The following is a 23,169-nucleotide window of genomic DNA, read 5'->3' as shown; positions in this document are numbered from 1 at the left end:
CAACAGACCGACCAAGTAAAGCACGATCGTTCTATTTCAGACAAGGAAAGAGTGGTCGAACCAGCATGGTTACTTCCGACCACTCAATTCTTCCGTCCGCTAGAAATCCACGATCTCAGCAGGACAACAAAGAGTTAGTGCTAGCGTTCAGAGAAATGAAACAGACTGTCGACCTGAATCGGACAGTCGCCAATTTCGTGAACAATATCCTCTGCCTGTTTCAGAGAATCATAGCTGCAGGGGATCCCGTACACATCCGTCAGCGGATAATCATTCCCATCATTATCCTTGAAGTTCACACTCCAGCCGGCACTCAGAAAGTCATGCACCAGCCTCGCCTCGACCAGTGTGTGTTGGTTGAACATTTCGCGACATTCAGAAAGAACCATAATCAAATCCTCTCACTGCTTGGATAAAGAATAGAAATCCCTTCTCCACCTCATCACGATTCTTAACAATATAAATATAGCTAATTCTGACCGTTTCCCGAGTCGCAGGTGAACCGTTCCTGCGGGTACCGACTTCAGTAACGTGGAAGACAAGAAATTGAACCATCGCTTCCGACTGAATTAGCGTTTGAGATCAACCGGATTACGGGGATAAAGAACAGCAGACTTCAGCGCGGGATGCCATCAGGCTGGTTAAACATCATCTTCTTCGAAGGGAGGGTTGCAAGAAGAGGAGACAAACTTCTCTGAAGCCTGCGTTTGCAGGCTTCAATTTTATGACGACATCGTAAACAAAATTTATTCGCCAATTGCAATAAATGAGAAGCTTCTATTCTGAAAGCTCCCATTCGCACCGCCAACATTGGCTGAAAACCCTGTTGTTTCAACAAAAGGAAAAACGATGTTGTCGAGTGGGCTTTGATTAGAGCTATCGTAGTCAGTTTGAGACCCGACAACACTTGGCGCTAAGTGAAAAGCTTGGTTAAAGTCAACTTTGTAATGGCCCGCACCAACATTTTCAACTGTATGTCACCACTACCAGATACAATGTTTCCATTTTTATCTATGTTGCCATAAACGATTTTCATAAATGCTCCTTATCTCTGATTAGCCATCATGTGAATAAGTACCTTTATGAATTCAAACGCACATCAATTCGATACTCCAAGAGCATAGCAAGCGATGCTTTGATGTCAAATAAACCCTACCATTCAAATTTATTGCATAATTTCCATTGAACGCTCACTGGTCTGTCATCCGAGTGATTCACCTTCTCCCCCTCGCCGGATCATAAGCGTTGGATTGAGTATCGGATTTTTAGCGCAACCTCACACCACCAACCATCTTTGCCATTAATTTTCGTGCGGTTATAGATGATTTCGCTATCCTCCTATTGAAATCTCAGATGCATCTATGCTCTTATTCACCCGATAAAAAATCATATTAAAACAAGGGTTATACGTGTCTGCTATCTCCATTCACACCATGAAGGACGGTGAAGTCACATTTCCGGCTGGCGAACAGCTTGTATCTGCGACTGATCTGAAAGGAACCATTACTTATTGCAACCCATGTTTCTGCCAGGTTGCAGGCTACGCTGAATCTGAATTACTCGGTAAACCCCACAATATTATTCGCCATGCCGATATGCCAAAAGCCGCTTTCGCGGATATGTGGAGTCACCTGAAAAAAGGAAATGCCTGGCGCGGCGTGGTTAAAAACCGAACCAAAAATGGCGGTTTCTACTGGGTTGATGCCTACGTGACGCCGATCTATGAACACGGGAAAATGGTCGGTTATCAATCTGTCCGGGTAAAGCCAACCCCGGAAATGGTAAAAACCGCAGCGCAGGCTTATAAAGTCCTGCGGGGAAATGAAGGCAAAAGTACACTGAATCTCACAGTGCCTTCAGCTGTGCGTTATAGCTTGCTTGGTGCAGCGACTCTGCTCCCCGGCTTATACAGCCTCATGCAGGATGGTTTCTCATGGAGTGTTTTATTTTCCATGATGCCTTTACTGGTGCTGGCGCTTTGGTTCCGGGAGGAACTGTTCAATACACCACAACAGCTTCATCAGCTCAGACAGAACTATGACAGCATCAGCCGCCTGATTTATTCAGGAAACGGTCAGTACTCCATTGCCGACTACCACCTGAAAATGGCATCGGCCCGTATGCGTACGGTTCTTGGCAGAATGACAGATGCCGCCCAGCCTTTACATGTATTGGCAGAAAATCTGAGTGAAACAGCAACCCGGGTCAATCAGGCAATCCGCCATCAAAACGATAACATTCGGAATGTTGCCAGTGCACTTGATGACATGACCGGCTCTGCGCAGCATGTCAGCCAGCACGCGGAAGAGTCCGAACAATTGCTGCAAAGTACGCAAAATTTCAGCGATCAAACGCGTCATCAGTTAGACGCAACTCAGCAAAACCTGCAGGTTCTTTCTGCTCAGGCTGAACAGGCAACCGCAGCAACAGTGCAACTCAGTGATGAAGCCGCCAAAGTCAGTACGGTGATGACAGAGATTCGTGGGATCGCCGATCAAACCAACCTGCTGGCGCTGAACGCTGCGATCGAAGCCGCGCGTGCTGGTGAGCATGGCCGTGGTTTCGCGGTCGTTGCAGATGAAGTCCGGGCGTTATCCTCAAGAACTCAGACGGCAACAGAACAAATCCAGAACAGTATTGAACACATGCTGAGCACCATCGACGAATGGCGTTCGGTGATAGAGCATAATCGTGATCAAACCAATGAATGTGTTTCAATTGCTGCCAAGGGTTCAGAAAGCCTGAGGAGCATGGAAGCCAATATGATTGAAATGAACAGGCTCATCGGGCAAATGGCGCAGGCGGCCGGAGATCAGGAGCAGCTCACCGATCATACCCGTCAGCATATCCACTCTATCGCTGCAGCCTCTGAGCAGAACTTTAAAGAGTTACTGCTGGTTGAAGAATCAAGCGCTGGACTCAGTGGCAAAGTCGATGACTTTGAAGCACTGGCGAAGCGGTTTGAGGAAAAGTAATCTCTTCTGATACAGCTGGCCTTCCTGGAAGGTCAGCCTTTTCTTTGTTTATCCTCGCCCTGGCTGTTTTAAAAGTACTTCCGCTTGCTTTGATCTGTGACAAACCTTTCGCTTTGACTTTGATAGCGCATCTGCCAATCCGCAGATACACTCATACTCAAACGTCGTATGAGTTTAAAGGATAGATTATGGCTGATCTGCATCAAACCGAAGAACCCTGTGAAGCCTGTGGTGTCGTTGCCGAGATAGGCTTTTTGATTCGTGAAGGTGATGAAGTTTCAGAGCTCGCCTTTGATGGTGAGAGTCAAGCAGCAATTGAATCGGAGTTTGCCCCCTATCTGGCGCTGGCTCAAGGCGTCAACAGTAATGTTAAGCATCAGACAATTTATAGTGATGACGGAAAGCAGATGACTGCCCGCCTGCAATTTGAATGCAGTGCAGAAAAGATAATTTTTGACCTCAAATCCCGTTCACTTACAGCGCGTTAACTCTGTCTTCTTTCACAATGCAGCGCATTGATTGTGCTGCATTGTGCATGTAAGCCTAGGTCTCACACCTTCGTCTTCAATACACCACCCTGTAACACATCCGATTGATTGTTTCGCGCCATAACATCCAATGTCAACTTCCCCTGCTCCGCCACTTTTCTCTGATAACGCTTTCGCATCAGGGCTGTGATATCATCCCTGCCGGATAGAAACGCAATAGGATGCACAATCATGACAGATAAAACGATCGCCTTCATCGGCCTGGGCACCATGGGTTTTCCTATGGCCGGTCATTTAGCAAATGCCGGATTTCAGGTTGTGGTCTTTAACCGCACCACTGCGACGGCAGAGAAATGGCTTGAGACCTACGCAGGAAAAATGGCCCGGACACCCGCTGAAGCGGCACAAAATGCTGATGTCGTCTTAACCTGTGTCGGTAATGATCACGATGTCCGCGAGGTTTACTGCGGGGAAGAAGGTATCCTTTCCGCTGTCCGCCCTGGTACCTTACTGATTGACCACACAACTGCATCCGCCGACGTTGCCCGTGAAATCGCTGAAGCAGCCCAACAAGTTTCAGCATCATTTCTGGATGCACCCGTGTCAGGCGGTGAAGCTGGAGCTGTAAATGGCTGCCTGACCATCATGGTTGGTGGGAGTGAGGAAGATTTCAGCAAAGCTCAAGCTGTCTTTCAGCCCTACGCAAAAGCTTCAACACTGATGGGCAGTATCGGTTTTGGCCAGATCACCAAAATGGCGAATCAGATCTGTATTGCCGGCGTACTTCAGGGACTCTCTGAAGCGATCACGTTGGCAAAAGCAGCCGGATTAGATATTCAAAAAATGACCGATGTTCTGAAACACGGTGCTGCTGGCTCCTGGCAGCTGGAAAACCGGGCTGTCACCATGGCTGAAGACAAATTTGATTTCGGATTTGCCATCGACTGGATGCGGAAAGATCTCGCAATTTGTTTTGAAGCTGCAGAGAAATTAAACGTATCACTTCCGTTGACTCATCAGGTCGATGCTGAATATGAAAAGCTGCAGCAAAAAGGTCTGAATCGGGCTGACACCTCAGTTTTAATTAAGCAGTTTGATTCTTGATTCCAATTTTGCGCTGTGTTTCAGGCAGCGCAAAATCCAGAATGTTTCCCGTCGGCTGCATTCGGTGATACTACTCCCATTTTGTTTTATGGCGCTGTCTTTTCTGTATTTCCGGATTACAATTCCACGTAATCAACGCACAAAATAAGCCAATCCATGAGAAGAATGTCGAAAAGACTCCGCCAGTTCTGTCATTTCAGTGTATTTACCCTAACCCTGTCTTTTCATCAGGCTCAGGCAGCCAGCCAGTTTGTTTCTGAATTAAAACTACTGAACTATACCGACAGCTATGGCAACGTGTCATTAAGGCATTCTAAACTGATTCGTTTGCCCGACCCACTGCATGTCAAAGGAAATTTGAATCTGGAAAACAGTGATATACGAGTTTTACCCAAAACAATTCGTGTGGATGGGAATCTGGATCTGGCCTATAGCGACATTACGATGTTACCCCGAAAACTGGAGATTGGCGGATATCTGAATCTGGCGCACACCAGGCTAACTCAGCTAAACCCACATTTACGCGTTCCGGGTGATTTAAGCCTGATTGGCATGCCGCTCACTCAGCTGCCTCCCTATTTGCAAGTAGGCGGCAACTTGTATCTGGCACATACAAAAATCACAGAACTTCCGGCGAGTATTACAGTGAAGGGAGATATTTATTTAGGTGGCATTGAACTAAAGTCGATTCCTGAAAACATGATGATTGGCGGAAAAATTTACCGGTAATTTAGATTCAGGCATCGTTTTCACCGGGAATCTAGTCACTCAGTATTCAAATCTTTTCATACTTCGATTCTTTTCATTTCCCATTCCCCAAAAAAGACTTAAGCCAGAAACACAATTCATGGGTGTTTCTGGCTACTTTCAATGGTTGGAATCAATTATCAATCTGATCGTTCTAATTTCTCGCTTCCGCGAGAAACACGTTATTTACTTCTTAGTTTTGACTTAGAAGACTGTGATTGATAATAAAACCATTGTCTACGGCTTCTATTTGTCATAATTCACCTCTCGATAAAACATAGATAAAAAGCTAAGTTTTATTCAAAGCTTTGCTACCTAATCCGTTTCACTTTACCCAAATACCGATGACAGTTGAATGACATTTGGATATCGTTAACGTGACTTATTCCAAAACAAATCTGAATTACACCATCAACAGATGACTGTCGTGTCCTTGGTACTCAGAGTCTGGAAGTAAGATAAGTATGAAGCGAGATGGTTTGCTTACTGAACTTCCTGATTTAATCACTGACCTGTCATTGCATTTGGGGAAATGCTGCTATCAGGGCCAGATCACTTTGTGGGGCTCAGGTTATCCAAGTTTTTTTCAGTGTTATCACCATCTAGTCCACATCAACCAAATCAATATAAGAGCCCCGGGCAATTTTTTCAACCGTATTTTTGACCTTTTTTGTGAGTTTTTGCTCACATTTTCGTTAACGTCAGATCCGACTGATTACAAAGCAATGTGAATCAAGACCTTAACAAGCGTTAACAAAATAAACACACAAAATTCAAACCAATTGCATATTATTTCTTGCCTGAAGAAACCTCCAAATGACCACAACTACAAATAAGCCTTTGTAAAATAAGAAAAGTATCATTTTGACCAAATTTGACATCATAAAATTCACTGTTAACATATTGTTACCAACTTAACAGGAATCCATCATGCCAGTGCATACTATCTTATTAGAACAATCTGCCCAGGCTCCAAAAAAAATCTTGTTCGAGTTATTAACAGATCATCAAAACCTTGGTCGATTCTTTAACGGCACTTACCGTTTGGTGAAGCCGGGAAAACCTAAACCGAATGGTATTGGCGCGATACGCCGTGTATCTGCCGGACCATTCACTTTCGATGAGAAAGTGATCGACTATAAAGAGAATGAACACTTGCACTACAGAATCGTGAATGGCGGCCCCGTGCAAGAGCATGGCGGATGGATTCAAGTGCAAAGCCTGAATGCAGATACCAGTAAAATTCAGTACCGAATCAGCTTTTCACCCAAAGTGAAAGGTACCGGCTGGCTAATCAAGTTCTTAGTGAAAAAAAGTATCCAGAAAGCTCTCATCAACGTTGCACGGCACGGTGAATCATCATGGAAGCGCTAATTTTACTCGCCGTCAGTCCCCTGTTCTTCCTTGCGATGGTATGGGAATACCGCCGATTACGTCTTCATGACAACGAAGACTATCACTGGAAAGAAGTCGCCTGTAACCTGACCCTGGCTGGATTGCACCAGACAGCTGATGTCATTGCGACCCTGCTGTTGATGCCTTTTTTTCTCTGGCTATATCAATACAGAATATTTGAGATTCACTTATCGTCGGCTACGGTCGCCCTTGCCTTCCTGCTTCAGGATTTTTGCTATTACTGGTTTCACCGGGCGTCGCACCATATCAACTGGCTATGGGCTTCTCACATTGTGCATCACTCTTCACAGCACATGAACTTCACCACTGCTTTTCGGCAAAGCCTGACCTACCCGTTATCCGGCATGTGGATCTTCTGGTTACCGTTGATTCTGATTGGTTATCCGCCAGAGACAGTCGTTCTGGTTGTCGCAATCAATCTGGCCTTTCAGTTCTTTGTGCATACCCGGGTCATTCATCGCTTAGGCTGGCTGGAACTGATCTTTAACACCCCGTCACACCACAGAGTGCATCACGCCCGTAACCCCGAATACATTGATAAAAACTTCGCAGGTGTCTTGATTATCTGGGATAAAATGTTTGGCACTTTCGTCCCGGAAAACGATCACACACCCATCCGTTATGGGATCCGGGAAGATTTTACCGGCTGGCATCCTGTCACAGCCACCTTTCACCACTGGAAACATATCTTCAGCCGCGCATTCGCCCCCGAACAGTCTGTGAGATCCCGTTTATACCGCCTGTTTGGTCCACCCGGTCAGGACTGAACAACGGCCTGAAGTAACGGTCCGTAAAAACAACACTGGTTTACGGGCCTCATTACTCGTATTTTTGATCCAGATTCAGTTCAACCAAGATGAAACATATTTAATATAGGCTTTATTTTATCTATCCGGTTTCCAGGAGAATGAGATGAGGCAACCAACCTTAACCACAGAGCGTTTGTTACTCCGTCCGTTACAGCTTGCAGATGCCGGGCGAATCCAAAAAATGGCTGGCGCCCCTGAAATTGCATTAGGCACAACCAATGTGCCCTATCCTTATGATTCTGGCATGGCTGGACAGTGGATCGGCAGAGCTTTGGCTGGCTGGGATCAGGGAACACTGGCTATCTTCGCAATTACATTGAAAGATACAGAGCAACTCATCGGATCGATTGGTTTGCATCATATCCAAGACAACACAGCCCAGCTTGGTTTTTGGCTGGGTGTCCCTTTCTGGCAACAAGGGTACTGTACAGAGGCAGCCCGGCGCATCGTAGACTTCGGATTTACTCATCTCCATCTCACCAAAATTTTTGCTCAGCATCGACGGCTGGACCCAAAACCGGGCAAAGTACTTGAAAAAGCAGGCCTCTCATTTATCTGTGTTAAGACAGATGCAATCCGGGTCAACAGAATCACAGAAGATTTATCTTACTATGAAGCAATGTCATCCTCTCTGGTAGAAGCTTGAGATTCAGGCTTCTCTTAAGGCAAAAAAATATCACACCTCAAAAAAATACCACAAAATTATTCACTTCATTTACACCCTGAAATGAAATAATCATCCGTTCGATTTGCGGGTTACTATAATAATGATGATGGTTAAGCAATGATTAAGTTATCAATCACTATATTCACTAGGGTAATGAGTGGGCAGACATACGAACCAAGCGGCTACAGGAAGTGACCACCCAAATTGGGATAGACTTAACACAGGATTGAAATTTCTTGGCAATAAGTAGGTCTAAATGTGAGAGCCCTGTAACAATTAACCCTAAGAAATTTAGGCGCAACCTAATCAATGGCTTTGCCACTGATAAATGAGGTGAATATTATGACTAGCTTTAAAGTACTCACTGCAACCGCTGTACTGATCATGTCTACATCAGCCCTTGCTGACATCCGCGTAACCGATGCCAACAACGGCGCCTGGGTCACCGTAACCGAAAATGGCCAACCCGCTGCAAACGCTTCAGTCTCTGTTGCGAACGTACCTCAACAACGCAAAACTTATACCACAGATGAGCGTGGTCGAGTCTTCATTCCACTGCAACTGAACTCTTCTCGTTCAGTGAAGTTTGAAGCAACGACTGAAAACGGTAAAAAATCATCACGTTACGCATTTACTGGCTCACGTAAAAACTAAGCTCAGAACTTAGTTATCCGATTGAAGGCTCCCATCCGGGGGCCTTTTAGTTTTTCAGACAATCTCAGAATGCAGAAGCCAAACGCTTCTTAATATTGAGTTTACCGATCAAAAATAAATACACCGGCTTGCTCTTGGGGACGTATGGTTGCACCATAAGTCATACCGTCAGCGAAACGGTGCAACTGAACTGAGCGAGCCCCAACAAACGCAATATCAAAAAGGATTTACGATTACAGGAGAGTAAGCAGCTATGGTTCATTTTCCAACAGCAGCAACAAGAAGTGTGTTACTTACAGGAAGCTCCGAGCAGGCCAAACGGCAAGCGTTAAAAGCCGCATTCAACCAGACATGGGAAGTGTATGAATCTCTTTTCTCGTTGATTAACAATCACCAGGCCTTTTACAAGAAAGCTGAACCTCTTCGCCACCCCTTGATTTTCTACTTTGGCCATACGGCTGTCTTCTATATCAATAAGTTGAAACTGGGTAAATACATTGATCGCAGGCTGAATGCTCACTTTGAATCAATGTTTGCCATTGGTGTCGATGAAATGTCCTGGGATGATCTGAACGATGCCCATTACGATTGGCCCAGCGTTGATGATGTCCGCAACTATCGTGATCAAGTGAAGTCCACCGTCAGCCAGTTCATTGACACCATGCCACTGTCGTTACCCATCAAAGAAGACGATCCGGCCTGGGTCATTTTGATGGGCATAGAACACGAACGCATTCACCTTGAAACCACCTCCGTCATCATCCGCCAGCTTCCCCTCTCAGACTTAACGCCATCCCCGCAATGGGCTCCCTGCGAAGAAGCCGGAGACGCTCCGGAAAATCAGCTGATTGCCATTTCAGGCCGTAAAATCACCCTGGGTAAGCAGGTAGGTGCAGACACCTATGGCTGGGATAATGAGTACGGTGTGCAGCAATACAAGGTCGATGATTTCAAAACCAGCAAATACCTGGTCTCAAATCAGGAATTTCTGGAATTTGTCAAAGATGGCGGTTATCAGCAGGAAAGATACTGGTCTGAGGAAGGTGTTGCCTGGCTTCAGTATACACAGGCACAGATGCCGCGTTTCTGGGTTGAACGGGACGGCCTTCTGTTACAGCGTAACCTGTGCAGTGAAATGCCGCTGCCGCTCAATTGGCCGGTTGAAATTAATCAGTTAGAAGCCAAAGCGTTTTGTAACTGGAAAGCAGACAAAGAACAGCTCCCTGTCCGCTTACCGACAGAAGCAGAATGGTCTCTGCTGCGCCAGTGTCTGAATACGGCTTCTCCGGCGTGGCAGGAAGTGCCGGGCAATACTGAACTGGCATACTTTGCTTCGTCATGTCCGGTCGATCGTTTTGAACATAACGGTCTGTGCGACATTATCGGCAATGTCTGGCAATGGACAGAAACAGCGATTGACGGATTTCAGGGATTCAAAGTTCATCCTTTATATGATGACTTCTCCACTCCAACCTTTGATGGCAAGCATAACCTGATGAAAGGCGGTTCCTGGATTTCAACCGGCAATGAGACCATTCCGGAGTCACGCTACGCATTCCGTCGCCACTTTTATCAGCACGCCGGATTCCGTTATGTCATTTCAAAACAGGATCCGGAAAGCATGACCCATCTGAACATCTACGAAACCAACGAGCTGATTGCCCAGTACCTGGAGTTTCATTACGGCAACCAGTACTTCAATGTCCCGAATTTCTGTGTGAATGGCGTATCACAATGCATGCAGGAGATTTCCCTGCACCATACCCATCGAGCGCTGGATATTGGCTGTTCCGTGGGCCGAGCAAGCTTTGAGCTGGCGAAAATCTTTGATCATGTGGACGGAATCGACTTTTCTGCCCGTTTTATTCAACAGGCCTATTCTCTGCTGGAACAAGGAGAAAAGCGCTACACGATTCCCACAGAAGGAGATTTGGTTGAATTCAAAAGTGTCACTCTCAATGACCTTGGTTACCGGAATCTCAAGGACAAAATCCACTTCAGTCAGGGAGATGCCTGTAACCTCAAGCCTCAGTTCAGCAACTATGATCTGGTCTACGCCTCGAATCTGCTGGACCGTTTAGCGGATCCCATAGTGTTCCTGACCAGTATTGCCGATCGCATTACTGAGGGGGGCTATCTGGTGATGACCTCACCGTACACCTGGCTTGAGGAATATACGCCCAAAGATAAATGGCTGGGGGGAATCAAAGTCAATGGTGAGAATTTCACAACCTTAGATGGCCTGACCGAAACCCTGATCCCGCACTTTGAACTGATTGCCGTGAAGGAAATTCCGTTTGTGATTCGTGAAACCAAACGCAAGTTCCAGCACACCGTTTCAGAGATGACGATCTGGCGGAAACGCTGAGGTAAAATTGCTTCTGCCCCGGACCGATACATTTCACATGGTCTGGGGTAGAATGCCCGCTTTTAACTGCGGCGAGTTAGACACGTGAAAACCCCTTGCGTTGCTAAATGTAAGAACAATGAAGGCATCTGTAGCGGCTGCCTGAGAACCATGAAAGAAATCAGTGAATGGCGACTGATGAATGATGACACGCATACTCAGACCATTGATCAAATTCAGGGAACGGAAACGACCCATAATTGCGCCTTATGCAGGCAACCGGCTTACTGCGGTATTGAAGCCGGACATCAGGAATGCTGGTGTTTTGAGCTGGCCAAACGTGACACCAGTGGTTTACCGAAAGGCCAATGTATTTGCCGGGCCTGCCTTTCCGGGTTACCGCTTCTGCAGTCGTAAACTGCTACTATTAATAGGGACATCTCCTTCACACTGCGAGTGACGCTCACATGAAAAAGTGGTTACTATTTGCTGTCTTGCTGAGCCTGACCGGGTGTGAACAGCCGCCTAAAGCTGGCTTCACCGCCAAAGATTTGCAGCAAGACTGGGTGCTCACCAAGATAGATGGCAGAGATTTTGCTCTGGCAGAGAGCCGCTCACCGATTGGCCTGACTCTGGACAGTCAGTTCAAAGCAACCGGGTTCAGTGGCTGTAATCAATTTATGGGGCTGGCTGAACTCAAAAATGGGAACCAATTTCGCATCACGTCTTTCGTTTCAACCAAAATGGCCTGTATTCAAAATGAAATTGCGACCATAGAAACCGTGATCGTCAGTTCTCTGCAGCAGTGGAATACCACGTCTCTGGAAAGTAATACGCTGACACTGACCACAGAGCAGCATGTGCTGACATTTGTGCCGGAAGAAATGCACATGCCGCCTGCGGGTCAACCTTAAGTGTTATGCCTTGACTTCATGGTATGCCAGATAGGCTGATGCCTTTTCCGGCTCCATATATTTAGCCAGTGTTTTTTCCGGCACCCGGGTTAAATCAACCACGATGAGCCCGTCGAGCGCGTCATTAAAATCCGGATCCACGTTAAAGCAAACCAGCTTCCCGTTCAGGCCAAGGTACTGACGCAACAGCACAGGAACGCTTTTCCCTGTATCCATCCGGGAAATCACCCGCGACAGCAGCTGTACATCAGCCAGCGCAGTCAGCATATCCGGCTGCCAGAAGACACGTTTATCGCTCGTCAGGGGGCAGGTAGGAGCCACCAATTTTGCGCTGTCCTGATCAGAGTGATGCACTGTCATACAAGCTGCCAGTAACTGTCTGGCTTCCTGGCTGTATTCATCACTGATACTGACCGGCCCGAACAAATGTGTATACCGGGGATGGCGGCAAACAAATGCGGAAATCCCTTTCCAAAGCAACAACAGTGCACTCAAACTGCGTTGATACTCTTCAGCTACGACTGAGCGTCCCAGTTCAATCGATGCACCATACTGTCGGATAAACCGCTCGTCATAGCGAAACAGTGTACGGGAATAAAGCCCGCCCAGTCCCCTGGCTGCCATCAGTTCATCCGTCAGGCCTAAACGATAAGCACCGACAACTTTTCTGGCCTGACGGTCCCAGACAAAGAGGTGCAGATAGGTTTGATCAAACGCATCCAGATCTGTCGATTTCCCGGTTCCCTCACCCACAGCGCGAAAATTGATTTCCCGAATACGTCCAAGTTCTTTCAGGACCGATGGAATCCGCTCTGCAGCGGCACAATAGACATCAAACTCGCCGCTGCTGAGCATCCGCTCCGATTCACTCAGGTTTACAATATCTTGTTCCAGCAAATCAGCGGCAACAGGGGGTTCAATCGGTTCAGCATTTGGCATGGTTCTGACAGCAGCCAGGCTTGCAGCAAAGCCCGACTCTCTCCTGCTGGCCTCACTGCCCAGGAGATAAGTATTGAACTTCAGATAATTCACCAGTTGCTGGTCATCCAGAATATTTTTGACTTCGCTGTAGCGAATACTTTCGCCAATCGCAATCGGGATCTGGGTTGCCCGCTTATTCAGCATTTCCCGGCCCAGCATCAGCGTCCGCAGCATCGGATGAACCTTGCCGGCCATATAGAACTGACGACTGTTCCGTCCGCCGATAAAGACAGGCACTGTTGTCGCTTTATGTTTATGTATTAAACGACTGACGGATTTACTCCATACTTTGTCCCGTAATTGTCCGGATTTTCTGTCGTATACAGACACCTCACCGGCCGGAAACATCAGCAGCAATCCACCAGCCGATAAATGCCGGTTGGCTTCACGCAAAGCTCTGGCGTTTGCACGAACGGCACCCTGGCCTTCAAACACATCCACACCGATAAACAGTGCATCAAGCTCCGGGACATTTTTCAGATAATGATTGGCAAGGATTTTTACATCCGGACGGATCTGTCGCAGAATCTGTGCCAGAATCACGCCTTCTGCACAGCCTAAAGGATGGTTCGCGACAACGACCGTTGCCCCCTGTCCGGGAATATGCTGACATCCGCCCTTCACAACCTGGTAATCGATGCCAAGCACATCCAGGGTATACCGCAGGAAAGCTTCTGTATCTTGTCCCGCCGGGCGCTCTGCATAAAAGCGACTCAATCTGTGCAAACCAGTTGCCCATTCAGTCAGTTTTTCACCAACCCCAAACGGGGTTTTCCGTGGCAAACGAAAAGGACTTACGGTTTCCATACTATCTCCATCCGAAGTAGGTATTCGGGACAAGTATGAGAATGATTTGTGACTCAACCGTGTCAGTTGTGCGGCAGTATGATGAGAGAAATACGTCAGTTTCATGAAGTCAGACGAAATGTCTGCTCTGTCAGCGTATTCTGTCTGACATTCTTAACATTAAGCCAAAAATGTACCTGTGGTCAGGCTATCTTTGACATCATCAGAGAAGAAATGTTCACTAAGGAAGGAGGGCTTCGAATAGAAGAGGATGAGTTACCATGAAAAAAATCATGCTGATCCTGGTCCTTAATTTTGTGCCGCTGCTGTTTATGCTACTGGCCCTGACCTGGCTTCCCGAGCATTGTGAAAATACAATGGCAGGTCTGATCAACTGGCTGAATCACCAACCCGAGGCCACACTCCAATCGATCTGTACGACTTCCGCTTCAGAGCTATTCAGTTCGCAACCCCTGCCAACAAATTGACACTTTCTGGACTATTCTCTCAATAGAGATCACAAAAATGTTCCAGAACGCGGCGTTGACCCGCGTATAAAAAGTCATCTCAACACAACGGATGATCCCGGCTTCAATAAAGGACGTGGCATTTGGATACTTTGCTTGGCAAGATTGGATATTTGTCGGCCGCAGCGGGCTTTCTGTTCGTATTCCTGCTATTGCTGACCACAAAAGCAAGCAGTTTGCCCAAACGGTTACTGCAAATGACCTGCCTCTTGGGCACAGTCTGGGCATCAGCGTCATTTATTCAAATTCAGTATCAGCTGTCCATTCTGTCCGTACTCTTCACAGAAAGCCTGCTGAGCCTGGGCTGGTGTCTGCTCATCACCAGCAGTTTGTCGGATTCTCATCATTTCACCCGCATTTTTTCGGAAAAAGCGCAGGCCATTTTGTGTCTTGTGATTCTGCTGGTTGCCTTGACCGAGGCCGTCCGATTCTTCTGGCCGGTCCTTGAGCAACGAATTTTTCTGTTCCTGCATCTTTGTCAGTCCATTATTGGTCTGTGGTTTGTCGAACTGCGCTACCGTCGCACAGTCAGAGAAGAACACCGGGCCATCAAACCGCTCTGTCTGGGGCTGGGGATGTATTTTGCGTATCACTTTGCCCTCTACGCCGATGCATTTCTGACCAATATGCTCACCCAAGGTTTCTGGCTGAGTCGCGGCTGGGTCACGCTGATTTCCCTGCCTCTGATCTTACTGACAGCCCGGCGCGCAGAACACTGGCAAAGCCGGGTATATATTTCGCGCGACATCATTTATCACAGCAGTTTATTACTGGTCGCGGCAAGCTACCTGCTGGTGATGTCGCTGGCCGGTTTTTATATCAAGTCGATGGGAGAAACATGGAGTGATACTGTCCAGATTCTCTTTTTTGCCCTCAGTGGTCTGGTGCTGGCAAGTCTGTTTCTGTCTGACACCTTTCGCAAAAACATCATGGTGTTTATTACCAAACACTTCTTCGCAAATAAATATGAGTACCGTGAGGAGTGGATGCAGTTTGCCACTGCCCTTGAAAACACTGAAGGTACACAGTACGACACAGCTCTGCAGGCGATGATGCATCCCTTTGGCTGTGACCAGGGTGTGCTCGCCACACTGCAGGGCCCCAGACTGAAAGTCCGTGCCTGTCAGTCAATAGACAGCCAGCACCCGGATATCGCGCTTTTGCTTGCCACAGTTGCCTTACCTGCGATTGAACATCAATGGATACTCGATATTGAACAGGCCAGACAGGGACAAGAACCTGCACCATTTCCAGTCGATGCGGCGGCTTTAGCCCGGGTGTCTGAAATGGCTTACCTCATCCCGCTGACCAGCAGCAACGGGACCCGCGGGGTGTGCCTGCTCTCCAGACCCACATCAACCGAGAAGGTCAACTGGGAAGACAGAGATTTAATGAACGCCATCAGCCGTCAGCTCTCGGTTTACCTCAATGTTTTTGAAACAAACCGGAAACTCGCTGAAAGCCAGCAATTTGATACTTTCAACCGCATGTCTGCTTTTCTGGTTCATGATCTGAAAAATGTGCTGGCGCAACTGCAACTCCTGACCAAAAATGCCGCTCGGCATAAACATAATCCGGAGTTCATCGATGATGCCTTTGAGACCGTTGACTCCGCAGCCATCAGGCTGACAAAAGTGTTAACGCAACTGAACAACAAGCGGGTCGAGACTCAGTCGGAAGAGACCCAATCTGTGGAATTCATTGATATCCATGCACTCATCCGGCAGGTCTGCGACAGCCGCTCAGTGAAGGCGCCTTCTCCGCTGATCATTGAGCTGACCAGTGAACCCATTCAGCTCAGGGCAGACAAAGAACGATTCACCAACATCCTGTCTCATCTGGTGCAGAATGCACAGGAGGCAACAGATGAGTCCGGGTATGTCTATCTCTCAACGGCCCAAAGCGGGCATGACTACCTCATTACGATCGCGGATAACGGTGTCGGCATGAGCCGTGATTTCGTTGAGAACCGGCTCTTTAAACCCTTTGACACCACAAAAGGCAATGCCGGCATGGGAATTGGGGCCTACGACGCAAAAAACCTGATTGAGCAGCTGGGTGGCTATATTGATGTTGAATCTGAACCCGATAAAGGCACAACAATATCGATTCATCTGCCATTCAATACCGCACCCCGCTCCGCCAGCAACCATGAAATTTACAAGTAGGAAGAGAATATGGACACGTTACTTGTCATAGAAGATGATCCAGGCATTCAAAAGCAACTGAAGTGGTGCTTCCCGCAGTATGACGTGGTGATGGCACATGATCGCCGCTCAGCCATCACAGCCCTGCGCCGCCATGAGCCCAAAGTAGTGACCCTCGACCTTGGTTTACCGCCGGATGAAGCCAATGCTTCAGAAGGTCTGGCCGTTTTACAGGAAATACTGGCACTTTCACCTTTTACCAAAGTCATTGTCATCACCGGCAACGATGACAAAGTTAATGCTTTAAAAGCAATTGAACTGGGCGCCCACGACTTTTATCAAAAGCCAATTGATGACGACATCCTGGCCGTGATCATCGATCGTGCCTTTATCGTCGCCAACATTGAAATAGAAAATACACATCTACGCCAGTCGTCACTGGAAGCGAACGGATTCATCGGTAACAGCCCGCAAGTTCAGCAGGTCTGCCGCATGATTGATCGCATCGCACCAACCGAGATTACAACGCTTATTCTGGGTGAAAGCGGTACCGGAAAAGAAGTCATCGCCCGGGCGATTCACGCCAAAGGCCCCAGAGCGGAAAAGCCCTTTATCGCAATCAACTGTGCATCCATTCCCGAGCACCTGCTGGAAAGTGAGCTTTTTGGATTCGAAAAAGGCGCTTTTACCGGAGCTCATAAAACGACGGCAGGTAAGATCGAATGCGCCGACGGCGGTACCCTGTTTCTGGATGAGATTGGGGATATGCCTTATCCCCTTCAGGCAAAGATTCTCCGTTTTCTGCAAGAAAAGGTGATTGAACGTGTCGGCGGACGCCAGGAAATTCCGGTCGATGTCAAAATCATCTGTGCAACACATCAGAATCTTGAACAGATGATGCTGGAAAAAACCTTCCGGGAAGACCTTTTCTATCGCATCAGCGAAATTACGATTCAGAACCCGCCCCTGCGTGAGCGCGAACAGGATATCCTATTACTTGCCCGGTATTTCCTGCAACAAGCCACTCAACCGAACGGCCAGCGCAAAATCAACGGCTTCACCGACGACGCTATCCGCGCTATGTTGCGCCACCCATGGCCCGGTAATATCCGGGAGCTGCAAAATAAGGTGAAGTCGGCAGTGATCATGTCAGACAACAAACTGATCAGTGCCCTCGATCTGGCTCTCCAACCCGATGAAGAGGAATCAGCGCCCATCGCTCTGAATCTCCGTCAGGTTCGTGAGACTGCCGAAAAGCAGGCCATTACCAAAGCCCTGTCACTGAGTAACGGGAATATGTCCAATACCGCCAATATATTAGGGATTACCCGTCCGACCCTTTATTCACTGATGGACAAATACATGGTGAAAAATGATTAATTGCCGCTTCTCCATCAAGACTGGTACAGCTCCACTCATCCCCAACAAATAGTGCCTGCCGCCGAATTGTTCGGGGCAGGCTGCTTTTTTCCAATGTTTCAATAAAAAAGCCAGTGAATCTTCACTGGCTCGATGCTTTTCGTGAAACGGGTTACTCGGATAATTTCATCAATTGTTTCACCCAGTATTTTTCCCGTAAACCGGGCGGATAGTCTTCATTGAGAATCATTTCATCATCAATGCCTTCTTCTCCGGTTTGCAGCAACACCTTCCGCTTCATAATCAACAACTGATCCAGTTTTCGGATCGTTGCGATCTTCCGTTCGATCACATTGTTCAGGACTTTTTCAATCTCATTGAGGGCCTGAAATGCATTCGACGAACCGGACGGTTTGAGTGATTCATACTGACTATGATAGTTGTCATATTCTTCCCGGGCTGAGTATTCATATCTGTGCGCTTTGTCTTCGGCCGGATCGCGAGCTGTTTCCCGGGAAGATTCTGCCGGTAACTCAAGATTCATTTCAGCAACAACTTTCTCAGCATTCACCGTATTAATGGCACTGAGTCCTTCCATACAGGCGTACAGAAAAATTCGATCCGCAAGAAGATTAATTTTTCTCGGTACTCCGTGCGTATATCGTGTGATGACCTCAAACACGCCGTCACTCAGGGAGGGCGTACCGCGCCAGCCAACACAGCTGAGGCGGTGTAAAATGTATTCTTTCACCTGATCAGCGTTAAAAGGCTGCAGATTACAGGATGCAATGATTCGCTGTCTTAACTGTTCCATTTCAGGCAAGCGAATAATGCTTTTGAGTTCTTCCTGTCCCAGCAGAAAACTTTGCAGCAGCGGTTTATCGTTATACTGAAAGTTCGATAACATTCTCAGCTCTTCAACTGTATCTGCAGGTAAATTTTGAGCTTCATCCACCAGCAGTACCGCCCTGCGCCCTTGCTGGCGCAGCCCGTATAAAAATTGTTCGAGCCGTTTCAGAATATCGGCTTTCGACAACCCTTCCGTGGCAATTCCGAATTTAGACGCCACCAGCTTCACGAGCTCATCTGCAGATAGCCGGGTTGTGGAGATTTGCACCGCCACAATTGACTCATCAATCCCGGATAACAGCCGATGTACCAGAATCGTTTTACCGGTTCCCACCGGTCCGGAAACCACAATAAATCCTTCCCCCAAAGAGATGCCGTATTGCAGATAGGACAACGCTTTTTCATGATGTGGACTGGAAAAGAAAAAGCGTGGGTCGGGACTTAATTTGAACGGTTTATCCGTAAATCCAAAGTGCGCTTCATACATAGTTAAAACTCCACCCTCACATCAAGAAATAGTCGGGTTTCATCGTAATCTCTCAAAGAATTCGATGATGAACGGTTGTAATATTCTGCCCCGGTTCTGGTCGTCAGCTCCGGTCTGAAAGCATAGGTCGCATCCAGACTAAACCGATGATAATCGTCACTGTCTTTGCCCTGAGAGACATAAGTAAACTCGTAACGTTCATAGCCATAGCCGATATGGCCGGATAATGCCCGGGATAAGCGGTGGTTCACGTCCAGCTCAATACCCCGTGAATAATCGTCTGTCAGATCAGACAATGACTCGAGGGTCTCCCTGTCAATCTGATACAGCGAAAAGCTGTACCGCGTCCGGCGTAAGCCCAGTTCAGACAACCAGCGCGCTTCTTTTCTCAGGTAGAGTTCATCAATACGTCCACCCTCCACAAAGCGATCACGCTCGTAGCTGTCCGGCCTTTCGTCATAGGTAAAAATGTTGGTCCAGCGCCGGGAACGGTTCCGGATTTCCGCAGTGTAAGCATCCCCTCGCAAGCGCTTGCCATACTCAAAATAAAACCGTGTTTTGTCATTCGGACTGAGATTCAATGCCCCCGCCCAGAAATCACTGTTCACATCATCTTCTGAAAAGTTATAGCTCACATCGAAGTATGAATAACGATCCCAGAAGTAACGGGTCCCGATTCCCCAGTTGAAGATTTCATTCTCGGAAGAATCCGTCACACCATCATAGTTTTCGTAATTCAGGCGTATGAAGGGTGCGAAACCACCGATTGTCTGTAATCCAAATATTTCACTGATCCGGGTGAACTGCGTCGATACACCGTCATCTTTGCCTTCCCGGTCATCATAATTCAGGCTGAACAGCCAAAAGACATCTTTCACTGACCGGCCATTGGCGTAGGTTACATTTCCCCCCCATCCGGTGTAATTTCCGATGTCATCTTCGTTCGTGATCACCCGGGTATAGATTCGGGAACGTAAGTCCATGGTGCTGAGTGGATTTGTTTGATAGCTCAGCCCCAGCTCAGCCTGATTACTCTGAATGGTATCGCCACTAATCACATCCGCATTCGCATCCGTAGCGATATCGGTGGCAATATTCTCAATCGAAGCGCTGGCGTCGATCTGAAACCCGCTCCGGCCTAATCCCTTAAAAGCGTTAAAGTCCAGATTCTGATAAAACTCATCATTTCCGTCGGCATTTGTGTAAAAGAGATAGTTCAGCGCATAATCCAGACCAATATATCCCCGGCTCCCTTGCACTGTGGCTTCTATACCAGCCTCCAGCGTGGTGATCAGACTGCTCTTTTTATCGGTATCTGTTCTGTTTACATTGTCCGTAAAGGTAAATTCAGTGCCCACATATGGCGTTAACTTCACATCCGCCGCCTGGCTGGGGTGCCCTATCAGAGAAAGACTTCCCAGCAGAAAAACACTAGGATTGATCCTCAGTCGAGCCATAGTCATGTCCATGTCTGTATTGACCAAATACACTGCGTACGGCTTTGTTCATCACAAATCCGATTGCCATATCCTTATTGAGTTGTGACACTGCGACGTCGACGTCATCAAGACGCGTCTTGTCCTGCTCCACGACAAACACGGCCTGTCCCAGCAATTTCGACAAAGTAATCGTTTCAACCACGCCCAGGACCGGCGGACAGTCAAAGATCACCATCCGATCCGGATACCGGTGCGCCAGCTCGTTCATCACGCGCTCCATTTTGTTACTGGCGAGCAGTTCATTGCTCAGGTGATGCGGCTGACCGGCAGGGATGATACGCAGATTCGGAATTGAGGTCGGATAGATAATCTCCGACAGATGATTCACTTTCCCCTGAAGGTAATCAATGAGTCCGACGCGATAATCAATCCCCAGCATGTCGCTGACCCCGGGCTTCAGGACATCAGTATCCACCAGTAAGACTGTTTTATCTTTTTCTGAAGCCATGCTGAGTGCCAGATTCACCGAGGTGAAGGTTTTACCCTCCTGATATCCGGCACTGGTCACCATAACCAGATTTGACCGCTGATGGTACTGCGCCCCGCTGCTGAAGGCATTGTGAAAGAGTTTTTGTTTAATCGCCCTGAATTCATTGGTGATTGTCGCGTTCGCCTGCTCATCCGTATGAGACACCATCCCCATCTGCATCAGACGATCCAAATCAATCTCGATCGTCGCAGGCGGAAGCCATACCGAAGGGAAACCATCGGCGACAATCGGCTGATCACCCGGATGCGGCACAGGATCCGTGTGCACCAAATCGGGGCTGCCGTCTCGTTCAGGATTTTGAGGCTCTTTCTGTTTGTTGTCCTGCGCAGTTTTCTGCTGCATTGCTTTTTGAATAATACTCATAACCACCCCATCTCCTGCATAATTCGCGCATGAATTGAGGCATCAAGGTTCAGCGCCATGAAACCCAAAAAACACACCACTAATGCGGTACTCATCCAGACAAACCGCCAATGCTCCCTGCGTACTGCAGCCATGATGCCAGATTGCCGGGTTGGAGAGACGCCACCAAGAACCGGTAAACCTGTCATCTGATACAGCTGTCTTGCGGAGGTTGTTGTCGGATAAAGCTGACTGACAAAAAAAGCCAGTCCGAGCCCTGCTCCGACCCCGAAGACCAGGACGATAGCCAGCAGCAGCGGACGAAACGGTCCGGATGGTTTGATCGGCGCACGCGGCGGATCAACGACCCGGAACGTAATATCATCAGAAGCTGCGCCCACTTTTTGGGAAATCAGGGCAGACTCCCGACGGGACAACAGCTCTTCATACTTGCTCTTGGTAATGTCATAACTCCGGGTCAGCCCTGTCAGCTGCGCTTCAACTTCAGGCATCTTCACTAATTTTTCCCGGAGGTCAGCCGCTTTTTCCAACTGGGCTTTTTCACGCACCTGTAAAGACGCGACCTCGTTTTCAAGCTGACTGATCAGAAGCTTCAGATTCTGAAACAGTTCGGTATTTCTGAACTCACTGTTTCTGTCTCCCCCAGAAACCGACAGCAATTCTTGTTTCTGCTGCTCCAGTTCACTGATTTGACGCTTGGTTTCTTTCACATCCGGATGCTTGTCGGTAAAGCGGAACAACAGCTCATCCAGGCGGGTTCGGAGCGATTCCAGCCTGTCGTCATACGCCGTCGGTTGCTCTCTCTGATTTCTGGCAGCTGTGTCCATCTCCTCATTCAGCTTATTTTTGGCCGTCTCCAGCTGGGTCCGGCGTTCCTGCAACTGAAGATGCGTGCCTTCGATCTCACTGTTCAGCCCATCAAGCTGACGCTGGAACCCTTGTTCGGAACTCGGCAGATAACCGGCATGCTTGCGCTTAAAATCTGCCAGCTTACTTTCCGCTTCAGCGAGCCGCTTTTCGTAATCAGAGAGCTGACGGTTGATGAATTCATTCGCTTTATCCGTATCCTGACGGTTTTTCCCCAAAGTATTCTCAACAAAAACATCCAGGGCAGACTGCACGACATTTTTCACAAACACCGGGTCGGTCCCGCTGTAACTGATGGTGAAAAGGTTTTCCCGGCCAGCAGACTTGATCACAATGTGATCTTTCAGCTCTTTGAGGATATCCTCATACTCTTCATTATTTGTCGCTTTCAGATCAGCATCGGTATACCGGGCAATCGTCTCCAGGTTTTTGCGGCTGAGCAGTGTTTTGACCATCAGGCTCAGTTCCTGATTGGAGTCATTCGGAATAGCCAGACCTTTTAACAGCGGCTGAAGAATCGAGCGCGTATCGGCATACACTCTCGCCTCAACCGTGTACTGATTAGGCCACAGGGTCACAACGGCCCAACCCAGCGGGCAGAGGATCCAACTGGCTATAATGATCCAGCGCCGCCGTACCCAAACCCCATGCAAGTATTCAATCAGGTTCTGGAATTGTTCCTGCATAAAACCT

At 47.9% G+C, this 23,169-nt stretch carries 20 protein-coding genes; 14 read left to right on the top strand and 6 right to left on the bottom strand.

Features of this window, described 5'->3' with window-relative positions:
- Positions 1–140: 140 nt before the first annotated feature.
- Complete coding sequence (locus tag SPK40_RS06745) at positions 141–389, bottom strand: hypothetical protein (protein WP_248142526.1); 249 nt, start codon at positions 387–389, stop codon at positions 141–143.
- Between the two features lie 1,044 nt (positions 390–1,433).
- Between SPK40_RS06745 and SPK40_RS06740 the strand changes: the two genes are divergently transcribed.
- The 11 genes from SPK40_RS06740 to SPK40_RS06690 all read left to right on the top strand — a co-directional run bounded on the left by SPK40_RS06740 (position 1,434) and on the right by SPK40_RS06690 (position 12,121).
- Entirely contained in the window at positions 1,434–2,975 is a 1,542-nt protein-coding gene (locus SPK40_RS06740; RefSeq protein WP_330960352.1) for a methyl-accepting chemotaxis protein, read from the top strand.
- A 188-nt stretch (positions 2,976–3,163) separates the two neighbouring features.
- Positions 3,164–3,463, top strand: a complete 300-nt coding sequence (locus tag SPK40_RS06735) for a DUF406 family protein (RefSeq protein ID WP_330959897.1) — start codon at positions 3,164–3,166, stop codon at positions 3,461–3,463.
- Between the two features lie 231 nt (positions 3,464–3,694).
- Positions 3,695–4,567, top strand: a complete 873-nt coding sequence (locus SPK40_RS06730; RefSeq protein ID WP_330959896.1) for an NAD(P)-dependent oxidoreductase — start codon at positions 3,695–3,697, stop codon at positions 4,565–4,567.
- A 165-nt stretch (positions 4,568–4,732) separates the two neighbouring features.
- Positions 4,733–5,296, top strand: coding sequence for a hypothetical protein (locus SPK40_RS06725; protein ID WP_330959895.1), 564 nt, complete (start codon positions 4,733–4,735; stop codon positions 5,294–5,296).
- 948 nt (positions 5,297–6,244) lie between these two features.
- Complete coding sequence (locus tag SPK40_RS06720) at positions 6,245–6,688, top strand: SRPBCC family protein (RefSeq protein WP_330959894.1); 444 nt, start codon at positions 6,245–6,247, stop codon at positions 6,686–6,688.
- Positions 6,676–7,497 carry a sterol desaturase family protein gene (locus tag SPK40_RS06715; RefSeq protein WP_330959893.1) on the top strand — a complete coding sequence of 274 codons (822 nt, stop codon included), beginning with the start codon at positions 6,676–6,678 and terminating at the stop codon, positions 7,495–7,497. The genes SPK40_RS06720 and SPK40_RS06715 overlap by 13 nt, the downstream gene beginning before the upstream one ends.
- A gap of 145 nt (positions 7,498–7,642) precedes the next feature.
- Entirely contained in the window at positions 7,643–8,185 is a 543-nt protein-coding gene (locus SPK40_RS06710; RefSeq protein WP_248142533.1) for a GNAT family N-acetyltransferase, read from the top strand.
- Positions 8,186–8,548: 363 nt separating this feature from the next.
- Positions 8,549–8,860 (top strand): DUF4198 domain-containing protein, encoded by a 312-nt coding sequence (locus SPK40_RS06705; RefSeq protein WP_248142534.1) that lies wholly within the window; start codon positions 8,549–8,551, stop codon positions 8,858–8,860.
- Between the two features lie 253 nt (positions 8,861–9,113).
- On the top strand, positions 9,114–11,228 hold the full coding sequence (ovoA, locus tag SPK40_RS06700) for a 5-histidylcysteine sulfoxide synthase (protein WP_330959892.1): 2,115 nt from the start codon (positions 9,114–9,116) through the stop codon (positions 11,226–11,228).
- An 84-nt stretch (positions 11,229–11,312) separates the two neighbouring features.
- Positions 11,313–11,624 (top strand): cysteine-rich CWC family protein, encoded by a 312-nt coding sequence (locus SPK40_RS06695; protein ID WP_248142536.1) that lies wholly within the window; start codon positions 11,313–11,315, stop codon positions 11,622–11,624.
- Positions 11,625–11,674: 50 nt separating this feature from the next.
- On the top strand, positions 11,675–12,121 hold the full coding sequence (locus SPK40_RS06690; protein WP_330959891.1) for an META domain-containing protein: 447 nt from the start codon (positions 11,675–11,677) through the stop codon (positions 12,119–12,121).
- A gap of 3 nt (positions 12,122–12,124) precedes the next feature.
- Here the strand turns inward: SPK40_RS06690 and SPK40_RS06685 are convergent, their stop codons facing one another.
- Positions 12,125–13,909 carry a lysophospholipid acyltransferase family protein gene (locus SPK40_RS06685; protein WP_330959890.1) on the bottom strand — a complete coding sequence of 595 codons (1,785 nt, stop codon included), beginning with the start codon at positions 13,907–13,909 and terminating at the stop codon, positions 12,125–12,127.
- Between the two features lie 260 nt (positions 13,910–14,169).
- Here SPK40_RS06685 and SPK40_RS06680 point away from each other — a divergent pair, with 260 nt between their 5' ends.
- From SPK40_RS06680 to prsR, 3 genes are all read left to right on the top strand, one after another.
- Positions 14,170–14,376, top strand: coding sequence for a hypothetical protein (locus tag SPK40_RS06680; RefSeq protein ID WP_330959889.1), 207 nt, complete (start codon positions 14,170–14,172; stop codon positions 14,374–14,376).
- Between the two features lie 122 nt (positions 14,377–14,498).
- Positions 14,499–16,583, top strand: a complete 2,085-nt coding sequence (gene prsK, locus SPK40_RS06675) for an XrtA/PEP-CTERM system histidine kinase PrsK (protein ID WP_330959888.1) — start codon at positions 14,499–14,501, stop codon at positions 16,581–16,583.
- A gap of 9 nt (positions 16,584–16,592) precedes the next feature.
- Positions 16,593–17,942: a PEP-CTERM-box response regulator transcription factor gene (gene prsR, locus SPK40_RS06670; RefSeq protein ID WP_248142541.1), complete on the top strand. Its 1,350-nt coding sequence runs from the start codon at positions 16,593–16,595 to the stop codon at positions 17,940–17,942.
- A 151-nt stretch (positions 17,943–18,093) separates the two neighbouring features.
- Here the strand turns inward: prsR and SPK40_RS06665 are convergent, their stop codons facing one another.
- The 4 genes from SPK40_RS06665 to SPK40_RS06650 are packed head-to-tail and all read right to left on the bottom strand — an operon-like array spanning position 18,094 to position 23,162.
- A complete protein-coding gene (locus tag SPK40_RS06665) occupies positions 18,094–19,257 on the bottom strand; it encodes an XrtA/PEP-CTERM system-associated ATPase (protein ID WP_248142542.1) in 1,164 nt (387 codons plus the stop codon).
- Between the two features lie 2 nt (positions 19,258–19,259).
- A complete protein-coding gene (locus SPK40_RS06660) occupies positions 19,260–20,714 on the bottom strand; it encodes an outer membrane beta-barrel protein (protein WP_330959887.1) in 1,455 nt (484 codons plus the stop codon).
- Entirely contained in the window at positions 20,689–21,609 is a 921-nt protein-coding gene (locus SPK40_RS06655) for an XrtA-associated tyrosine autokinase (RefSeq protein ID WP_330959886.1), read from the bottom strand. Before SPK40_RS06655 ends, SPK40_RS06660 begins: the two co-directional genes overlap by 26 nt.
- Positions 21,606–23,162 (bottom strand): XrtA system polysaccharide chain length determinant, encoded by a 1,557-nt coding sequence (locus SPK40_RS06650; RefSeq protein ID WP_248142545.1) that lies wholly within the window; start codon positions 23,160–23,162, stop codon positions 21,606–21,608. The genes SPK40_RS06655 and SPK40_RS06650 overlap by 4 nt, the downstream gene beginning before the upstream one ends.
- Between the last annotated feature and the right edge of the window lie 7 nt (positions 23,163–23,169).

Origin of the sequence: Photobacterium sp. 53610 (assembly GCF_036409375.1) — a bacterium.
Taxonomy (GTDB): domain Bacteria; phylum Pseudomonadota; class Gammaproteobacteria; order Enterobacterales; family Vibrionaceae; genus Photobacterium.
The sequence above is the reverse complement of the archived record's forward strand: the minus strand, read 5'-3'. Positions and strand labels throughout refer to the sequence as shown.